General features: G+C 52.4%; 15 protein-coding genes. 1 reads left to right on the forward strand and 14 read right to left on the reverse strand.

Annotation, left to right across the window (positions count from 1 at the left end):
• The first annotated feature begins 4 nt into the window (after positions 1-4).
• Positions 5-2,182 (forward strand): Ig-like domain-containing protein, encoded by a 2,178-nt coding sequence (locus AC0YNX_RS19125; protein WP_475817305.1) that lies wholly within the window; start codon positions 5-7, stop codon positions 2,180-2,182.
• A gap of 110 nt (positions 2,183-2,292) precedes the next feature.
• Here AC0YNX_RS19125 and AC0YNX_RS19130 read toward each other — a convergent pair whose 3' ends face one another.
• The 14 genes from AC0YNX_RS19130 to nuoK form a co-directional block, all read right to left on the reverse strand.
• Complete coding sequence (locus AC0YNX_RS19130; RefSeq protein ID WP_475817306.1) at positions 2,293-2,595, reverse strand: DNA-directed RNA polymerase subunit beta; 303 nt, start codon at positions 2,593-2,595, stop codon at positions 2,293-2,295.
• 19 nt (positions 2,596-2,614) lie between these two features.
• Positions 2,615-3,436, reverse strand: coding sequence for a flagellar hook-basal body protein (locus AC0YNX_RS19135; protein WP_475817307.1), 822 nt, complete (start codon positions 3,434-3,436; stop codon positions 2,615-2,617).
• Positions 3,437-3,474: 38 nt separating this feature from the next.
• On the reverse strand, positions 3,475-4,341 hold the full coding sequence (locus AC0YNX_RS19140; protein WP_475817308.1) for a flagellar hook-basal body protein: 867 nt from the start codon (positions 4,339-4,341) through the stop codon (positions 3,475-3,477).
• Positions 4,342-4,521: 180 nt separating this feature from the next.
• Complete coding sequence (gene mreB, locus AC0YNX_RS19145) at positions 4,522-5,523, reverse strand: rod shape-determining protein MreB (RefSeq protein ID WP_475817309.1); 1,002 nt, start codon at positions 5,521-5,523, stop codon at positions 4,522-4,524.
• A gap of 102 nt (positions 5,524-5,625) precedes the next feature.
• A complete protein-coding gene (gene spoIIID, locus AC0YNX_RS19150; RefSeq protein ID WP_090575384.1) occupies positions 5,626-5,913 on the reverse strand; it encodes a sporulation transcriptional regulator SpoIIID in 288 nt (95 codons plus the stop codon).
• 200 nt (positions 5,914-6,113) lie between these two features.
• Entirely contained in the window at positions 6,114-6,848 is a 735-nt protein-coding gene (locus AC0YNX_RS19155; protein ID WP_475817310.1) for a peptidoglycan DD-metalloendopeptidase family protein, read from the reverse strand.
• Positions 6,849-6,960: 112 nt separating this feature from the next.
• Positions 6,961-8,112 carry a stage II sporulation protein D gene (gene spoIID / locus AC0YNX_RS19160; RefSeq protein WP_475817311.1) on the reverse strand — a complete coding sequence of 384 codons (1,152 nt, stop codon included), beginning with the start codon at positions 8,110-8,112 and terminating at the stop codon, positions 6,961-6,963.
• 587 nt (positions 8,113-8,699) lie between these two features.
• Positions 8,700-10,112: a UDP-N-acetylglucosamine 1-carboxyvinyltransferase gene (gene murA / locus AC0YNX_RS19165; protein WP_475817312.1), complete on the reverse strand. Its 1,413-nt coding sequence runs from the start codon at positions 10,110-10,112 to the stop codon at positions 8,700-8,702.
• 227 nt (positions 10,113-10,339) lie between these two features.
• Complete coding sequence (locus AC0YNX_RS19170; RefSeq protein WP_475817313.1) at positions 10,340-10,588, reverse strand: DUF1146 domain-containing protein; 249 nt, start codon at positions 10,586-10,588, stop codon at positions 10,340-10,342.
• Between the two features lie 21 nt (positions 10,589-10,609).
• Complete coding sequence (locus AC0YNX_RS19175) at positions 10,610-13,600, reverse strand: S8 family serine peptidase (protein WP_475817314.1); 2,991 nt, start codon at positions 13,598-13,600, stop codon at positions 10,610-10,612.
• A 327-nt stretch (positions 13,601-13,927) separates the two neighbouring features.
• Positions 13,928-15,493 carry an NADH-quinone oxidoreductase subunit N gene (locus AC0YNX_RS19180; RefSeq protein WP_475817315.1) on the reverse strand — a complete coding sequence of 522 codons (1,566 nt, stop codon included), beginning with the start codon at positions 15,491-15,493 and terminating at the stop codon, positions 13,928-13,930.
• 3 nt (positions 15,494-15,496) lie between these two features.
• Positions 15,497-17,128, reverse strand: coding sequence for a complex I subunit 4 family protein (locus AC0YNX_RS19185; RefSeq protein WP_475817316.1), 1,632 nt, complete (start codon positions 17,126-17,128; stop codon positions 15,497-15,499).
• Complete coding sequence (nuoL, locus tag AC0YNX_RS19190; protein WP_475817317.1) at positions 17,128-19,005, reverse strand: NADH-quinone oxidoreductase subunit L; 1,878 nt, start codon at positions 19,003-19,005, stop codon at positions 17,128-17,130. The genes AC0YNX_RS19185 and nuoL overlap by 1 nt, the downstream gene beginning before the upstream one ends.
• Positions 19,006-19,010: 5 nt before the next feature.
• On the reverse strand, positions 19,011-19,313 hold the full coding sequence (gene nuoK / locus AC0YNX_RS19195; RefSeq protein ID WP_090575359.1) for an NADH-quinone oxidoreductase subunit NuoK: 303 nt from the start codon (positions 19,311-19,313) through the stop codon (positions 19,011-19,013).
• Between the last annotated feature and the right edge of the window lies 1 nt (position 19,314).

Here is a 19,314-nt window from a genome sequence, read left to right on the forward strand (position 1 = left end):
CAACATGCGCATGAACAAACACGCATCATCTGCAAAGTATCTTCGCCCATGGCTCACAGTCGTAATGGCATTTGTCCTAATCTTCTCATCCTTCGCAGGTATTGCGAACGCCGATGAAGTCGTCACAGGCGTAAGCTTCGACGACGCTCCTTCACCAGCTATCCTGTATGTCGATGACGACACGATTCCGCTTCACTTGAACGCAGCCATTCAAGGCGCGACTTCTGTGAAGGATGTCACAACGGATGCAACTTGGTCTTCCTCCAATAGCGCCGTCGTGAAAGTAAGCGCAGGCGTACTTACCGGCCTAACCAGCGGAACTGCAACGATTACCGCTACCTATAAAGGTTACAAAGCTACTTTGGCCGTTACGGTTAAGTATCTGTACGACAGTGTTATTCTGACTGATGGCAGCACAGACTTATCTACTACTGCAACTGCTAACTTAGGCGACACGCTGAACTATAAGCTAATCGGCAAGAGCAGCGGTCAGACTGATGAAGAGGTACAGGACAATGCGACTTGGTCTAGCTCTAACACAGCAGTCGCTACTGTAGATGATGGTACCATTACATTGCTGGCTGCCGGTGATACGACAATCGTCGCGAAGTATAAAGGCCGCTCTGATTCCGTCAAATTGACGGTCAGCTCCCCTTACAAATCTCTTAGCATTCCTATGGATGATGATCTTCTGGAATTAATCACAGGTGACGATCCCGTTACGCTTGATGCGATTGCAGTAAAAACAGGCGGAAGCAGCGATTCTGTAGCGGATACCGCACAGTGGGCGTCAAGCAATGCAGCCGTCGTTACTGTTTCCAAAGGTGTTGTAACACCGATAGGTGCAGGTACTGCGACAATTACAGCCTCTTATCTCGGTGCAAGCAGTTCGGTGTCTGTTGTAGTAAGACCTGCATATGAAGCGCTTCGTCTGACGCCTAAAGCAGATCTGCACCTGACATTGCAGGATTCACCGGTAACACTGACAGCAGAAACTCTCAAGGGAACAAGCACTCCGGAAAATGTAACAGGTACAGCAACTTGGAATTCCAGCAATGTCTTCGTTGCGACTGTAAAGAATGGTGTGGTTTCGCCAAAAGGTGTAGGCAACACTGTCATTAAAGTCACTTATAAAGGAATATCCCAGCAATTAACGGTTACCGTCTATCCAACAGTGACAACTGTAAAGGCAGCCAAAGATACGCTCGATGTCTTCTTGGATGACTCTGTAACACTGCCAACAGTTTCGGCAGAATCCATCTCCGGAGAAACGGTTGATGTCACGAATTTGACTAATTGGACAAGCAGCGACAGCGATGTTCTTGATAAAGTGGACGGCAAATGGACGGCTAAGAAGCTAGGTACCGTTACAATGACCGGAACGATTCAGTCCAAAACAGTTACGGTTACTGTAAATGTACATGAGAAACCGCTTCTGCTCACTCCAGATCAAACTTACGCTTCGGTAGTTCTTGGCAAAGATGCGAAGCTGCCAGCCATTACTGTGACCTACGAGAGTGGTAACGAAGAGGATGTAACGAGCTCAGTCACGTGGAAGAGCTCTTCGGCTAACCTGCTTGTGAAGTCGCCTAACATGAAAGGTCTTCAAGCCTCGAACGTTACGCTGACAGCTACGTATCTTGGCAAGAGCACGACTGTTCGTGTAACGATTGAAGAAGAACTTACGAAGCTGTTCGTGGATACGACCGCGATTACGCTGAACCCTAACCGTACTAAGAGCGTGAAAGTAACCGGTATCTATAAGAGCGGCAAATCCGTTTCGTTGGCTACCAAAATGAACTGGACGATCGATCCGGAAACTGTCGCATCTGTTAAAGGCAGCACTTTCAAAGCTTTAACTGAAGGAACAGCTAAACTGACAGGTACGTACCAAGGCAAAACCGTAGAGATCTCACTTTCTGTCATTCCGAAGCTGAAGAAGCTGACTGCTTCTGATAAGGCATTGACGATTGCGCCAGAAGGCAAAGAATCCGTGACTGTATCTGCTGAATATGACAATGGTAAAGTAACGGATATTACCAAGACGGCCACTTGGACAAGCGGCAATGCGAAAGTAGCAACAGTGAGTAACGGCACGATTACTGCCATAGCGAAAGGCACGACGGTGATTCGAGCCAATTACAACGGCAAGACCGTCAGTATCCGCGTTTCTGTAAAATAGCCATGCGAAAGAAGCACCCTTTGGATTTCAAATCAAAGGGTGCTTCTTCTATGTACCAAGCTGCTGCCCTCATATAAAAAAGCCTGCTCGATATCGAGCAGGCTCATCGCTTAATCCGCGAATACAAGATCGTACATATGCTTCCAGGTTTCAATCTCGAACACTTCATCCCCTGGACGCTTGCCTAGAATCACATAGCCGGCGTACATGCCGCCTAGAATGGCTACTACACACAGCACGGGCACAACAAGTGCTCGCATTGTCCATAACAGCGCACGCAAAGCAGGATTACGCTTCTTCCGCTGCTTGCTCTGCGTAGCTTCACGCTGAGCGCTTGCAGATTGTCGCGACTGATCTTTGGCGGATACTGTTGCGGCTTCTAATCCGGCCGCGGTTTCTTTCCTTGAATCCATATTCGCAATCACTCATTTCCTAAGCGCGCAGGTTATTCGCGAGGCCCATCATCGTATCGCTCGATGTTACTGCTTTCGCGCTGAGCTGGTAAGCTCGCTGCACGCTAATCAATTCTGTCATCTCGTCTGCCAAGACAACGTTCGACTGCTCCAGAAAGCCTTGCTTGATCGCTATTTTATTCTCAGCATTTGCATCTACGGGGTGAAGAACATCGGTGACATTCACGCCATCGCCAATGGCGAATAGATTGTCTGCCACTTGCGAGAGCAGCGCAGGCTTGTCTACCTGTACAAGCTTAAATTGTCCCAACGTTACAATTTCACCTGATGTACTCGTTCCAACAACTTTACCTTCCGCGTTAACACTGACATTCTTCATATCCGGCGGTATTTCGATCGGCTTGCCATCGACTGAGGATACCGGATATCCTTCTTTGGTTGTCAATATATTACGACCGTCCTGCGTAAGCGAGGTCTGGAACGATCCGCCGCGGGTATAACCGAGGTGCCCGGCATCATCGACCGTAACTTCAAATAATGCATTGCCTTCAATCGCAAGATCAAACGGTTGATCCGTCTGCTGAATCGGTCCTTGCGAGAAATCCGGTTGCACCATCGTAAGTCGCGAACCCCAGCCTTGGCTGAAGCCGAGCGGGGTTAAACGCCCAGGTTGATTGAACGCTTCCGGCTGCTTCTTCAGCGTTGTCAGCAGATCTTCAAACGTCCCTTGCTTGCGCTTATAACCGACCGTATTCACATTGGCAATATTGTCAGCAAGCAAGTCAAGCTTCTGCTGCAGTCCATTCATGGACACCATTGCGTTAACCATCGAACTGTTCATCTAAGTAGCCTCCTCTGCCGCTGCACCAGCACACTTCCTTATACTCTACCAACTTCATTAACCGCTTTATCCAAGCTCTTATCGAAGAATTGAATCACTTTCTGATTCGCTTCGTAAGCGCGGGACGCCGACATCAAATCAACCATGGATTGTGTTGCATCCACGTTCGAGCGCTCGACATAGCCTTGGCGCACTTCAACGCGATCCGTCGCATCCAGCTCTCGAACGCCTGTCGTGACGTCTGGATCAAGCTTGAATTTGCCGTCCCCTTCACGAGTGAGGTCGTTAGGGTTGTCTACGCGCGTTATAAGCAGCTTGCCTGCGCTCTTGCCTGTAAGCGGGTCAACGAGCCGATTGTCCTTCGTCAGCGTTAGCTGATTGAACGACATATCTGCTGGCAATTTAAAGGGCTGTCCGTTCGAGTCAAGGACACGTGAGCCGTCAGGCAGTGTGAGGAAGCCCTCAGCGTCCAGCTTGAATTGGCCGTCACGCGTATAGCGTGTCTCGCCGTCCGTATTTTGAACGGTAAAGAAAGCTTGCGGCTGGAAGATGGTCTCGCCATCCGCCGTCACTGCTTTGCCTGAGGAGTCAAAGTTGACGCCAGGCACTTCAATGTCGGATACAATCGCAAAATCGCTGAAGCGGTTCGTCTGCATCAGATCGCCTTGTTGATTGATTTGCAGGCTCTCCTCTGCGAATACGCCCGTGCTCAGCTTGCCGATAGCTTGTCCGCCTGCATCCTTCGTGCCAGTCAGACGAAGCAGCATGTCCGGGAACGAATGCGTAACGGCATCCTTTTGTTTATACCCCGGTGTATTTAAGTTTGAAATATTATTCGTAATCGTATCATGTCGTTGCTGCTGGGAAATCATGCCCGCCGCAGCTGTATAAAGACCTCTAAGCATGGAGCCGTCCTCCTGTTGGTACATATCACATATCTATACCGTATATATCGGAACTTGCATCGCATCGTTGAAGAGGACGTCCACAATTCTTATTATTTCTATATAAAGGTCAATGTTCCTCAGCACGCCCCCCCAGGCGTCTTACCCGAACATCACCCGGACGTTAATGGGGTAATTCAACTAGCGCCTGTCTCTGCGAGGTGTACGGTCCAAGTGATCAAGCAGCAGGCCTGTCCCTTTAACAACGCAGTGCATCGGATCTTCAGCGATGAGCACCGGCACCTTCAGCTCTTCAGCAAGAAGCGCATCCAATCCGCCGAGCAGTGCGCCGCCGCCTGTCAGAATGACGCCGCGGTCGATGATGTCAGCAGACAATTCCGGCGGAGTCCGTTCAAGCACCGATTTAGCCGCTGACACGATGGACGATACCGGCTCCCAAAGCGCTTCACGCACTTCTTCCGAGTAAATCGTCACTGTCAGCGGCAAGCCGGTAACCATATCCCGTCCGCGAATATCAATCTCTTCTCTGAAGCCAGTGTCGTATACCGTACCGATCTTAATCTTAATATCTTCGCTCGTACGCTCACCGATCAGAAGCTTGTACTTGTTCTTGATATATCTCATGATGGCTTCGTCGAACTTGTCCCCCGCCACTTTAATGGAGGAGGCGGTTACAACGTCGCCCATTGAAAGCACGGCAACATCCGTTGTTCCGCCGCCAATATCAACAACCATATTGCCGCTCGGCTGGTAGATATCCATACCTGCGCCGATTGCAGCTGCTTTAGGCTCTTCTTCAAGGAAAACGTCTTTCGCGCCGCTGCGCTCTGCAGCTTCACGAATCGCCTTCTGCTCCACCGACGTAATATTCGTAGGGGCGCAGATAAGAATGCGAGGGCGGCTGTACCATGAACGGCCGCCGACGCGGTCAATAAACGCTTTAAGCATAATTTCTGTAATCTCAAAGTCGGCGATAACGCCGTCTCTCAGCGGTCTGATGGCGATAATGTTGCCGGGAGTCCGTCCCACCATCCGATGCGCTTCTTCACCAACGGCAAGCACGCGCTTCGTCTCGCTCTCGATCGCGACGACCGAAGGCTCATCCAGAACGACGCCCCTCCCTCTAACATGAATGGAGACATTTGCAGTCCCAAGATCGATCCCAATATCCTTGCTAAACATACGTCTGAAGTCCTCCAGGGCGAATAATAGTCGGTTTAATGTTCATCTTGTATAGTATTCGCTAAAATGTGCGAAATTCCTCTATTCTTGTAGAAAAATTCGTTACGATTTTGCGGCGGCGAGAACCTCGCGTTTGCGCCCAGAGCTCTTCTTATACTTGATTTTGGTCGCTTCTCCTCCCCTCAGGTGCCGGATCGACTTGTGGTATTCCAAAATGTGTTTGACCTGGTCAGCCAAATCAGGATTTATTTCCGGTAACCGCTCGGTCAAATCCTTATGGACTGTGCTTTTGGAGACGCCAAATTCTTTAGCGATCGTCCGCACCGTGTGCTTCGTCTCGACGATACAACGGCCGATTTTTATGGTCCGTTCTTTGATGTAATCGTGCACGCTCCCGCCTCCCTACTCGAGATAGTTTGGTACATTATATGAGGGGTACGGGTATATATTCTTTGTGTCCAAGCATGACAAGCATGAGATGTGCAAATATTTTCAAAAAATTGAGCCTAGCCCTCATTTCACCTGCTCTAAGTCCGGATTAAACGCAAAAAAAGAAGGCAAGGGATAGTCCCTTGCCTTCTCTTCTTATTTTAGTTCTCTGCGCTTGTGAGCAGCGTATTCGGATTGATCGCTTTGCCGTCCTTGCGCACTTCAAAGTGCAGGTGAACGCCAAGGTCTTTCTCGAGCTCGCTACGGCCAGCTTGTGCGATCACCGCACCTTGCTTCACTTCATCGCCGACTTTCACTTTCAGATCACTCAAGCTTTGGTAGATGGTCACAACACCGTCCGCGTGCTTGATCTGTACGATGTTGCCGTTCAGTGGATGTTTCTCTGCAACAACGACGCGGCCGCTAAGAGCTGCCTTGACTTCGAACGGTTGATCGTTCTTGGAAAGGTCGATACCCATGTTCGCCACGAACGTGTTGCCCGACTGGATGATAGCCGCTACACGCTCATCGCTTGTTGCTTTCGCATCATAGTAGCCAGCGACGACATCTACTTTGCTGCGATCAGTTGGCCACTGCATCACTTCATTCTCGGAATCTTTCACAATCGGGTCATCCGCAGGCACTTGAACTTCGTCAGAGCTTACCGCATTCGAACCTTGTGCATCTTCTATAGTGGTGCTGGCTGGTTTGTTACTAGTTTCTCCAGCTCCCCCATAGAGCCACATTAAGGTTACGATAATTGCTGCCGCGGCCAGAAATGCTGTAGGTGCTGCCCATTTTTTTGCTAGCAGCTTTCTCCAGGCAGACGGTTTAACAGTTTTGCCTCCCACTGAATTTTTGGGAGCCTCTTCATTGAACTTTGATTTATCACTCATAGTTCGATCACCTCACTAGCCATTGTTGCCACAACCTAGCAGTTTATACGTGAGGGATTCACATTTTTTGAGATTGTTAGAGTTGACCTTTATTGAGCTAGCGGCTTTTCAGCTATTCTAGTATACCGCTCGCCTGCTCCAGCTTCGTTCCGGAATAGTAGTGTGCAAGAATTTGACCCGCTGTTTTCCCTTTCATCGCCATCCCGTTCGCTCCCCATTGACTCATGCCAACGCCATGTCCATAGCCGATGGTCGTAATTCGGATCTGGTCGCCTATGATTGCCCAATTGAATTGAGAGGATGCGAGCGCTAGCTTCTCTCGTATTTCTTTGCCGCTGAAGCTCTCTCGTCCTATTCTAATCGTCTTGATGCGATGGCCCGCCGTCGTATCCATAATGCGCATCTGGCTCACATCGTTCTCCTTCACGCCGAGCTTGCGGCTGAATTCATCCAGATCCATTGTCTTTGTTTCTTTATAGTTAGGCGATATCGACTTGTCCCATGGGCTCGCTACGCTTCTCAAGTAAGGAAGGTCCATGTTCCAATAATCGGACGCGTTCTCCGTATATCCGTTGCTGGTAGAGAAGAAAGACGCTTCAATCGGCTCGCCCTTGTACGTAACAATCTGTCCCTTCGTCTCCTCTACTGCATCATTGAGCTTCTTCAAGTTCGCCTCTTTCTCCTTGCCGCTCCATCGTCCAACCAGTTCACCTAGCGGGATATACACCTGATTCTTAATCGTATCATCAACATCCGCTTCGTCTGACGGCCCGCTCGCACTTCCTGCCTGCAATCTTCTATAGATATAAGTACGAGCGGCGATTGCCTGCGCTTTGAGTGCCTCCAGTTCAAAATCAATCGGCATCTCCCCAGCCAACACACCGCGTACGTAGAGCTCGATTGGCATTTTCTCGATACGCTTGTCCTCCGAGACGTAGACGTCCACCCAAAGACGGTCATAGGCGCTAAGCTTGTTATGCTCGTTCGTCACGCTGCTTGATGCAGAGGCTTGTACAGACTGTGAGGGCTCCTTCTCCTTGGTTGCGGACGGCTTGAGGGGTTTAGGTTTAGGAGGTGCGGACTCCGCTACTTGCGTCATCATACGTTGCTGCTCTCTTACCGCGGCTGCGCGCAGCTCTGTTACATAGACGACTCCTCGTACTAGCACGACTAGCAAGAGACCCCATATAAAGCCGATGATCCAATTCCTTGTCCGAATCCGCCGGCCGCTTATGCCTCCTGCCTTCCACTTGATCTGCTTCATCTCCCGCTCCTTTCGAAAGGCTCTACTCTCTTAACTACTCTTGGTACAGTCTATGAAGTGGAAAAGTAGAATAGTACGGGGAGGGAGGTTGAACATTTGAACATAGTGATACTTGTGAGAGTCCCGCTGCGCGTGCGGATCATTGTTCCGATCGCTGTTGTCCTCGTATATATATGATTAGGTGAAAGACTAAGCGGTTTATATACGAGGACAAAGGCGCAAATGATATGCGTAGTTTAGACAACGCACATCATTTCGCCTAGGCGACCACTACCGTTTCTCCACAACGATTCCGCCCGCTCCGCTTGCTCACAAGATCAAGTTCAAAGTTCAACCTTAAGGAGAGGAGCAGAAAGCCTCATCACTATATTGCTTGTGATGAGGCTTTTGATTACAGAGAAGCCTTTCTTAAAGCTCTAGAGGTTGCCACAGAGCTTATTCGCGCTATAGTAGCCTCTCTAAATTCCTAACGGATGAGAGAGAGGTTATTTGATCCTAGCGAGCCCGCAAGTGAGGCACATGACATCGCATACAGCAAAAACCCCATCTCCAATGAAGGAGATGGGGTTCGGGATGACCCTATAGTTTTAAGCCCATGTAGGCTGTGCTTTCATTCGTGGTACTTCTTTCTCACGCTTCGCTGCTGGCTCTGGAGACATTGCCGCTACAACAACCGGCTCTGCTTCTTCAAGCGCTGCTGCGACCCCTTCAAGCACCTTGTAGATCGGTGCAGGAGCTGGCGTATCGTCTACTCGGCTAATGTCAGCGCCTAGCGCTGCAAGCTTGCCGGTAATATCGACATAACCGCGGTCCACGTGGTGAAGTCCTGTAAGCTCAGTTTCGCCGTCTGCCATCAGTCCTGCGCACAGAAGCGCTGCGCCAGCGCGGAGATCCGTCGCCGTAACTTTCGCGCCCGTCAATGCTGTGCTACCGCTAACGATTGCAGTGCGGCCTTCGATCTTGATCTGAGCACTCATCTTCTGGAATTCCTCAACATGCATGAAACGGTTCTCGAACACCGTCTCCGTCACAAGGCTAGTGCCTTCAGCAACCATAAGAAGCGCCATCATCTGCGACTGCATATCTGTCGGGAATCCTGGGTATGGTAACGTCTTGACGTCAACCGACTTCAGCTTCTTCGGCGCCGTAACGCGAAGACCGTTGTCAGTCTCTTGGATGACGACACCCATTTCTTCAAGCTTGGAGATAACCGGCGTCAAGTGATCACAGATTGCGCCTTCAACATGAACATCGCCGCCTGTGATCGCTGCTGCGATCATAAAAGTACCTGCTTCAACACGGTCCGGAATAACGGTATGACGGGCGCCCTTCAACTTCTCGACGCCTTCAATACGAATGATGCCTGTGCCGGCGCCGCGAACGGTAGCGCCCATAGCGTTTAAGTAATTTGCCAAGTCGACAATCTCCGGCTCCTTGGCCGCATTCTCAATTGTCGTCGTTCCTTCAGCAAGCGAAGCTGCCATCATGATGTTCTCTGTTGCGCCAACGCTTGCGTAATCCAGATAAACCTTCGCGCCTTTCAGCTTGCCTGTCGAACGAGCTTCGATAAAGCCTTGACCCAGTACGATCTCCGCACCCATCGCTTCAAAGCCCTTCAAGTGCTGATCGATCGGTCTTGTTCCGATTGCACATCCGCCCGGAAGAGAAATTCTTACGCAGCCGAGGCGAGCAAGCAAAGGTCCCATTACGAGAAACGATGCGCGCATTTTGCGTACCCATTCATATGGGGCTTCGTACGAAGTCAATTGTTCGGCCGAAATACGCATAACTTCATTGTCATATGTCAGCTTACCGCCGAGTGCAGCAAGCACTTGTTGAATTGTGATAACATCGTCAAGAAAAGGCACATCGTGAATGATACTTTCACCTTCGCTAGCTAGTAACGTGGCAGCGAGAATCGGTAATACGGCGTTCTTAGCTCCGCTTACTCGAACATTTCCGGTTAGTCGCTGGCCGCCGCGGACGATTATTTTGCTCATCCTAGGTTTCCCTCCGCGTGCAGTAGATTCTTATTCTTCCTAAACGGGCAATATCTGGCACTCTGGCCCGCACCCAACCTACATCTTACCACCTGCTTACACGAGTCGACAAGCGTTATTTTCTGCCTGTCGAAAGCAGTCATTTAGGCTCTTTTTTATAGGATTCGTAGCGGATTCCAGATTTAGTACTGTCACATATTACCCATTGTTGACATGTTTCCACCTTGTTATTCGACAATGCCCTTCAGCTGGCCCGACCAGTTCCAATAATCAAGCACAAATCCGGCAAAAGCATGACCGATTATGATCGCGAGCATAATTTGCAGCACGCGCGCTTGCGTGCTTCGCGGACGCTTCAGAATGGAGTCCAGTTTCAGCTCCTGAAGTACGATCCAAGCGACCGCGATGCTGAATAGCTCGACAAGAATGGAGATCAGCGCATGAACGCCGGCTGTTGCGGCGAGTTGGTCCATCATGGAAAAGGCTCCCTAGTTAAATTATGTTTTCGTAAGATGCATGGTTCTAAGCAGCACTGTCGCGAATTCCGCACGACTTGCCAATCCCTCCGGCTTGAAGCCGCCGTTCTCATAACCGCCGAGCAGACCTTTCTGCTTCATGGTCTGAATGGCCGGCGCTGACCAGCGATCCGCTTCGACGTCAAGGAACGGTGCATCCGTAGGACGTACGCTGCCCATTCCGAAAGTTCGCAGCAGCATTACCGCCATCTCTTCACGGTCAATGGACTGATTCGGGCCAAAGAAGCCGCCAGGGTAGCCGCCTACCCAGCCCGAGCCAGCAGCGCTGTTGATCGGACCGTACGCCCAGTGCGAGCGAGGTACATCAACGAACCCGACAGTTGAAGCTCCATTAGGCTTCACTGCACGAACGAGCATAGAAACCGCTTCTGCGCGCGTAATGCTGAGATCTGGATTAAAGCGGAGGCTGTCGCTTCCAGCTACCACGCCGAGCTCTCTAAGTGCTTCAATGGAGTCAACTGCCCAATGACCTTCAATATCGCGGAAGCCGGCCACAAGCTTATCGGTGTTGATTCGCAGCTTGTAGTACTGCCTGTCGAAGCTGGCGCTTGCGGTCACTTTTATATAGTAGACGCCTTCGCCAAGCTTCAGTTCTTTCGTTAAAGCCTTCTGATTCGGGGCCGATTGCAGCTGCGTCAGCAGCTTCTGTTTCTTATCGTACAATTCGGCCTTCATCCGAATACCGCTTGGTATGCCGCTAAGCTGCACGGTTGTCATGCTTGCGCTGGATAGCCGCAGCTGATACCAATCCACGTCGCTTGACGTTCCGACTACGCCCCAATAGTTCGATCCGGGTGACACGCCTGTTGCTTCATAGGTTTTGTTATTCGGCTCATTCGGATCCGTCAGTTTGGAGATCACCTGAAGCTTCAGATGGTACTCCGCAACTGTCGGGCTCGCTTGTGCCGACATACTGTTTCGGACCCGTATATAGTACTGGCCGGGGGTGACGTTGAACGAGCGCGTCGTTTCGGTCTCACCGTCCCCTTTCTCATCCGTTTCCTGCATCGCTTCGCCTTGCCGCTGAAAGCCTACCGAGGGATCAATCCGCGCAGAGTCCACCGACATCGTCAGCTTCACTGTGCCCCCCGTATCGAAATGAATGGCATACCAGTCCATATCGCCCGTCTGATGGAAATTACCCGTAATCTGCTGGGAACGGGGCGATAAGGTAAACGCTTGGTACTGTTTATCATTCATTTCGTAGGCATCCGGCGCAATCTCGAACGCAGAGGTAAGCAAATACGGCAGATGCTGGCTGAGCGTCTTATCGAAGAGATGAAGTTCAAAATAGTTTCTACCCTTCTTAACGTTCCATCGCATCGTTTGGTTGCCGAGTTTTGCATCTTTTATACTCTGCGGCGAAGTGTCACCGTCATGGGACATTTGAACGGTTGGCATTGCATCGTCTGCTCCGATCAGCGCTTGCAGCTGAATCGATAGAACGCCGTCATAAGGCGCATCGATGCTGTACCAATCTTTATCGGCGCCGCCTGCAAGCTCTGCAGAAACCTTCTTGCCGAGCGGGAAGACTCGCGCCGCACTCTTGCTGTTGTTCGGCTCGTAGCTATCCGGCTTCAGCGTAGCTGTTACCGCTTTGTCCACCTGCAGAAGACCGTAACCGCTCGCTGTATCAAAGCCGGGGTTGCCGATATCAAGCGCGGATTGCCGCAGCAGAGCCCGAATCTGATACGGCTTGTAATCGGGATGCATCGCCCACACCAGCGCAGCTGCTGCCGCCACTTGCGGAGCTGCCATCGAGGTGCCTTCTTCCTGCTTGTAACCGCCGCCAATTGCCGTCGTGTAGACATGCCATGGAGCTGCAAGGTCGATCTCCGGTCCCGCATTCGATCGCGGCTCTGGATTGCCGTCAGGGTCTGCCCCTGCGACGGCGACAACGGTCGGATAGGCTGCCGGGAACTTCACGTCTGCCCGGCTTCCGAACGTCACTCCGTCATTGCCGCTTGCTGCAACGAGCAGCGCCCCCTTCGACTCCGCATAAGCCGCAATATCCTTTAAGTAGAGCGAGTAGCGGTACAGCCCTACCGAGAGCACAACAATGCGTGCTCCGTGATCCACTGCATATACGATCGCTTTGCCGAGCCGCTCTTCATCGCCGTAACCATCAGCGTCAAGCGCCTTAATCGGCATAATGCGGGCATGCCATAGAATGCCGGAAATACCGAGTCGGTTGTCGCCTTCTCCGGCCAGCACGCCTGCTACGGACGTGCCATGCCCGTTGTCATCCTCCGGTGGCTTACCTGGAGAGACGAGATTCGTGCCCGGAACCAAATTATCCTTCAGATCCGGATGGTCGAGATCAACCCCCGTATCAATGACGGCAATCGTAAGCGCCGTCTGATCATGCACGGTGCTCCAAGCCTTCTCTGCCCCGATCTGATCGAGATGATGCTGAAGCGACAGCTTCGGATCATTCGATGCAGGCGAGGACGTTGCGAGCAGCTCCACTTGGCTGAGCGGCTCGACATATTCGATCTCCGGCGTCTGCTGCAGCCGGAGGAGCCATGCGGACGTGTTCGCCCCAGCAATCTCGGGGCGGACAACGTCCACGGCGCCCGCCGCCGCCGGCTGCGCGAGGCGGCGAAGCACATGCGTCCCCGGCAGAGGCTTCGCCAGCGCCGGGTCGCGCCACTTCACGAGCCAGCTCGGCGAAGCCGCTGGCTCAGCTCCCGCAGGAGCGGCTCTAGCGGGGGCCGGGTCCTGGCCCGCCGCTAGGGCGCTCCAGAGCAGCAGCGCTGCTAGCGAAGCGTGCAGCGCAATGCGCGCGGAGCGGCGCTGCCGCAGCTTCGAAGCATCCGGCGAAGCCGCGCCGCCGGATGCACGCGCAGCAGAAGAAGCCTGGGCACTACGGCCCGGCTCTGGATCAAGCCTCGACAGCTGCATCGACGGTATGGTATTCGCAATCGCGGAACGCTTTTCGTTCATCATCATAGTCTGCCTTTAACCTGCAAATTGATATCTGAAACTTGTTCGCTGCTTGGTGTCGTATTCCTTTTAACAAATTGTAGAAATATGAATTAAAAGGTCGATGGTCCTACCTCAGCAACATGGATATTCGATATTTATGCGACGAAATGCCTTTATACGTCTAAAGATTACGTGAACTTTGTCTCACTCTATTAGGTCTATATGCCTTCGGTAGTTTCTAGCCGATTCTGGCCTTTAGACCTGCGAGAGACGCAAAAAAACCTCCAATTCTACCAGAGCGGCATAGAATCGGAGGCGTCTTTAGGAGGATATGAGAAACCTGTCGAATGACTATTGTAACCGTACGAACAAATCGCTCACAATCGAGAAATGATCATTCACAAAGTCCAGTACCGGACCCGGCACGATGCCAAGCACGAATGTCGTTCCGGCGCACAGCCAGATCACGATGCCCGTCGTCACCGGCACACGCACTTCATTATCGACCGTCGAACGCATGAACATTTGGCGGATGAGGCCGAAATAGAAGTAGTACGAGATGACGCTGCTGACGACCATCACGGCGATAATCCAGTACAGCTGCGACTGAGCCGCGCCAAGGAGGATGAACAGCTTCCCGAAGAAGCCGCCCGTTACCGGCAAGCCAGCCAGCGAGAGCACGAAGATGATGACTGCGACAGCTGTCCAAGGCGCTCGGTAGTAGAGGCCGGCGAAGCCGCTTATCTCCTCATGGCCGACCGATTTGCTAATGACCGAGAATACCGCGAGGATACCGATCGTCATAAGCAGGTAAGCAGCCAGGTAGAACAAGAACTCGCCGAAGTTCGAGGCGTGCATGCCTTTGAGCGATAAGCCGACAGGCACAAGCAGATAGCCTGCATTAGCAACCCCGGAGAGTGCGAAGAGCCGCTTCACATTGTGCTGGCGCAGCGCCATCGTTGAGCCGACCAGCATAGCCGCAGCTGCCATGACAAGCAGAGCGAGGAACACATCATCGGCAATTGGCTTATCCGGCGAGGAAGCGAAGAACGCCACATTGTAGACGATTCGGAAAATAACCGCGAACGCCGCGCCCTTGGAAACGACAGCAAGGAATGCCGTAACCGGCGTCGGAGCTCCTTGGTACACATCTGGCGCCCAGTAATGGAACGGCGCGGCAGCAATCTTGATGCCAAGGCCCGCCAGCATGAAGAAGAGAGATACGTATAGCAGTGCTGGATATTCCGACGCATGCTGCTGAATGCCCTGGGCAATCGCGCCGAGATTCGTCGCGCCTGTGATGCCGTATAGATACGACATCCCGAACAGGAGCAGCGCGGACGAGATGCCGCCGATTACGACGTACTTGAACGCCGCTTCCGCGGACTTCACATCCTGCTTGCGAATGCCAACGAGCACATACGTGGTGATGCTTAGCAGTTCAAGACCGATGTAGAGCGTAATCATATCGCCTGAAGAGGCCATAATCATCGCGCCAACTACAGCTGGCAGGAGCAAATAGTAGAACTCGCCTTTATCCGAAATATCTGCTCTACGCACGGTACCGAGGCTCATCAAGACGATCAGCATCGTGGCGACGAGGAACAGAATTTTCAGCAGGCTTGAGAACATGTCTATCCGGTAGCTGTCGCCCATCAATCGAATAACATGGCTGACGGCCTGACCATTCTCATCGGACGACTGCGCCTTATCAATGAGATCCGTTAAGCGCCATACGGCAAAACCAAGCGATACCGCAAGACCGCCGAGCGTCAGCCAACCGATTGCGGTGCGGCGCGGCAGAAACAAATCCAGTACCGCCAGCACAATGGTGAATGCGACAAGTATCCATTCCGGGGCGAGATAGGCTGCGTCACTCCAGGTGAGCGACTGCAGCTGTTGTTGTACAGCGTCCATCGTCTACCTCCCCGCCTTCTCTGAAAGTTGCTGGAGCAGCGTATCGAAGCCATGCTTCATCGGCTCCGTCAATACAGCCGGGTAAACCCCAATTAGTACGATAAAAGCAAGCAGCGTAATCATCGGCACCGCTTCAATAAGCCGCGCGTCGCGAATGCCTATAAGCTTCTCCGGCATTGCGCCGAACGTAATGCCAAGGATGCTGCGCAGCACATAGACCGCGGTCAGAATAACGCCGAGCACGGCAATTCCCGTAACAATGCGCTGCGAGTCAAACAAGCCAAGCAGCGAGAGGAACTCTCCAATGAAGCCGGACAAGCCGGGAAGTCCGAGAGAAGCCATACCCGCTGTCAGCAGGATTCCGCTGATGAACGGCATGCTTCTTGCAAGGCCGCCGAGATCCTTCAGCTCTGTCGAGCCGGTCCGTTCATAGATGCTGCCAACAATGAGGAACAGCAGCGCTGAGATCAGACCGTGCGAGATCAGCTGTATGATTGCGCCATGCAAGCCGATTTCATTAAGCGAAGCGATTCCGAGCAGCACGATACCCATATGGCTAATCGACGAGTACGCGAGCACGAGCTTGAATTCTTTCTGCACGATGGCGAGCACAGCGCCATACAGAATGTTGACGACGCCTAGAATCGCGATCGCGACTTTCCAATCCTCCGCCACCCCCGGGAACATGAATACCCCGAAGCGGAGCAAGCCATATGCCCCCATCTTGAGCAGGACGCCGGAGTGAATCATAACGACCGAAGGCGGTGCTTCCGTATGCACCCCGAGCATCCACGTATGGAACGGGAAGATCGGCAGCTTAATGCCGAAGGCAATCAGCAGCAACAGGAAGATTACCCAGCGCATCCGCTCGGACAAGTAGAACGGATTCTCTTGTCCTGCCGTCTGTTCCGACGACATATTCACATACGAATCGGCTTTCGTCAGATTCGTCGTAATAACCTCGTAGCTTCCGCTATAAGACAAGTTCGTCTGCTGTTTCTCCGGCACTTGCTCCGCGCGGAACCCGGCCGTGGCAACAAGAATGACGAAGGCGATCAACATAATCGCCGAGCCGATTCCGTTATAGAGCAGGAACTTGTTCGCCGCCTTCTCTCGGTTCATGTAGCCCCAGATGCCGATGAGGAAGAACATCGGTATGAGCGTCATTTCGAAGAAGACGAAGAACAAGAACACATCTCTTGCGAGGAACACGCCGAGCATGCCGATCTCCAGTAGCAAGAACCAAATATAGAACGACTTCCACCGCTTCTTCACATGGACAGAAGCAAGTGCTGCCATGACACCAACGATAGTCGTGAGCAGCAGGAGCGGCATCGATAAGCCGTCTATGCCCATATGATATTGCATCTCGAATTGGTAAGAGCTAACTTCGCCGACTGCTTCTTTGTTGAGCGAGACGTCGAGCCAGGTCGCTTTCTCCTCATACGCCTTGCCGCCCTTCGTGCTGTTATAATCGGCATACAGCCACAGCGACAGCAGCAGCGGAAGAATCGTCGCGGTAATCGCGGTAATCTTCAGCCAACGGCTTCGCTGCTTCGGCAGGAAGAGCAGGACGAGAATGCCAAGCAGCGGAGAAAACGTAATAAGCGATAGAATCGGAAGATCAGCCAGCATTACCAAAACCTCCTTCCGACAAGTGCAACGATAAGAACGACGAGTCCAAGCAGCGTCACTACGCCATAGGTTTGAATTTGGCCGTTCTGTACGCGGATTCCCCCGCGGCCGAACAGCACCGCCGTTCCACCAACCAGCCGAACGATGCCATCTACGATATAATCGTCAATTGCATTCAGCAGACGTCCAAGTCCACGAAGCGGCCGTACCAGAAGCGCTTCATAGAGCTCATCCATATAATATTTGCGTTCCAGCAACCTGAGCAGCCAAGGCGCTCGGGAGGAAACTGCATCGCGAGCAATCGTTCCTTTCACGAAGACGAGCCAGCCGAGATATAAGCCTAGCAGTCCAACCGCTGCGGAGATCACCATCACGATACCCGCTCCACCATGCTCCTTCTCTGCGCCATCGGTGAGCCATGTGCCAAGCGTTTCGTTCCATGGCGTCTGGATGAAGCCGGCCACAATGGAAAGCACGGCCAGCACGATAAGCGGAATCGTCATCGAAGGCGGCGATTCATGCGCATGTGCGTGCTGCTCGCCTCTCGGTTTGCCCATAAAGACGAGGAAGAACAGCCGCGACATGTAGAATGCCGTGAAAAAGGCAGCAGCTACGCCGACTGCGAACAGCACAGGCTTCTCATGCAGCGCGGTATTGAGAATCATATCCTTGGACCAGAAGCCGGAGAACGGCGGGATACCCGACAGTGCGAGCGTGCCGATACCGAACGTCCAGGTCGTTATCTTCATTTTGGTGCTTAAGCCGCCCATCTCTTGAATGTTCTGCGTATGTACCGCGTGGATGACACTGCCCGCTCCGAGGAAGAGCAGTGCTTTGAAGAAAGCATGCGTGAACAGGTGGAAGATACCGCCTGTCATCGAGCCTAGCCCCAGCGCCATCATCATGTAGCCGAGCTGACTGACGGTAGAGTAAGCGAGAATCCGCTTAATATCATTCTGCGCCACCCCAATTGTAGCGGCGAAGATGGCCGTGAAGCCGCCGGTATAAGCGACGATATCCATTGCCGTCTGCGAAGCTTGAAAGATATCAAATGTCCGAGCAACGAGATAGACGCCTGCCGCAACCATCGTTGCCGCATGGATCAGCGCACTAATAGGAGTCGGGCCTTCCATCGCGTCCGGCAGCCACACATGCAGCGGGAACTGACCGGATTTGCCGACCGCGCCGACGAAGATCAGAATTGCAATCCAAGTCGTCACACTTGCCGCGATAATGCCTGTCTGCCCGTCGAACACATTGCCGATATGAACAAAATCAAGCGCATGATCCGGCATATACCAGTACAACAGCAGAATGCCGAGCAGCAGCCCCGCATCCCCGATCCGCGTCACGATGAACGCCTTCTTCGCTGCTGCCTTTGCCTCTGGTTTGCTGTACCAGAAGCCGACCAGCAGGAACGAGCAGACGCCAACGAGCTCCCAGAAAATATAGAGCGTCAGCATGTTGTCCGCTAGTACGAGGCCCAGCATCGAGAATGAGAACAGCGCAACATAGCTGTAGAAGACCGAAATCCGCTCGTCGCGCTTCATATAACCAGCCGAGTAGAGATTAACCAGGAAGCTGACCAAGGTGACAACGACCAGCATAAGCGCAGTCAGATTCGTCACTTCATAGCCTGCATTCAAGGTTAGGCCGTTAATGTCCAGCCACTTGAACGCATATTGATAGTATTTCGTTCCGTCTGTCATATGCTCGATCAGGACGAGAATCGAGAGCACAAGCCCTGCGAAGGAGCTCACGCAGCCAAGCAGAACACCTAGCGTTTGCTGACCGCGTCCGAAAGCGAGCAGCAGCAGGAAGGCGAGGAACGGAAAGAGTGGAATGAGCCAGGCAGCTTGTGAGAAAGTTGTATCCATATCCGTTACCTCCTCATCTCGTCGTACTCATCCACGTTGACGGTCCCGCGTGCACGGAACAGCGCAATGAGGACAGCAATGCCGACAGCCGCTTCCGCAGCCGCAACGGCGATGCTGAACAGCGTGAACATTTGGCCTGTCAGCGATGGGACAACGCCATACTTCGAGAAAGCAACCAAATTGAGATTGACCGCATTGAGCATCAGCTCAATAGATAATAGAATAATGACCGCGTTTCGTTTCACAAGCGCACCATACAAGCCGATGCAGAACAAAATCGCAGCCATCGTTAAATACGAAGATAACATG

It is taken from the genome of Paenibacillus sp. J31R98 (assembly GCF_056269245.1).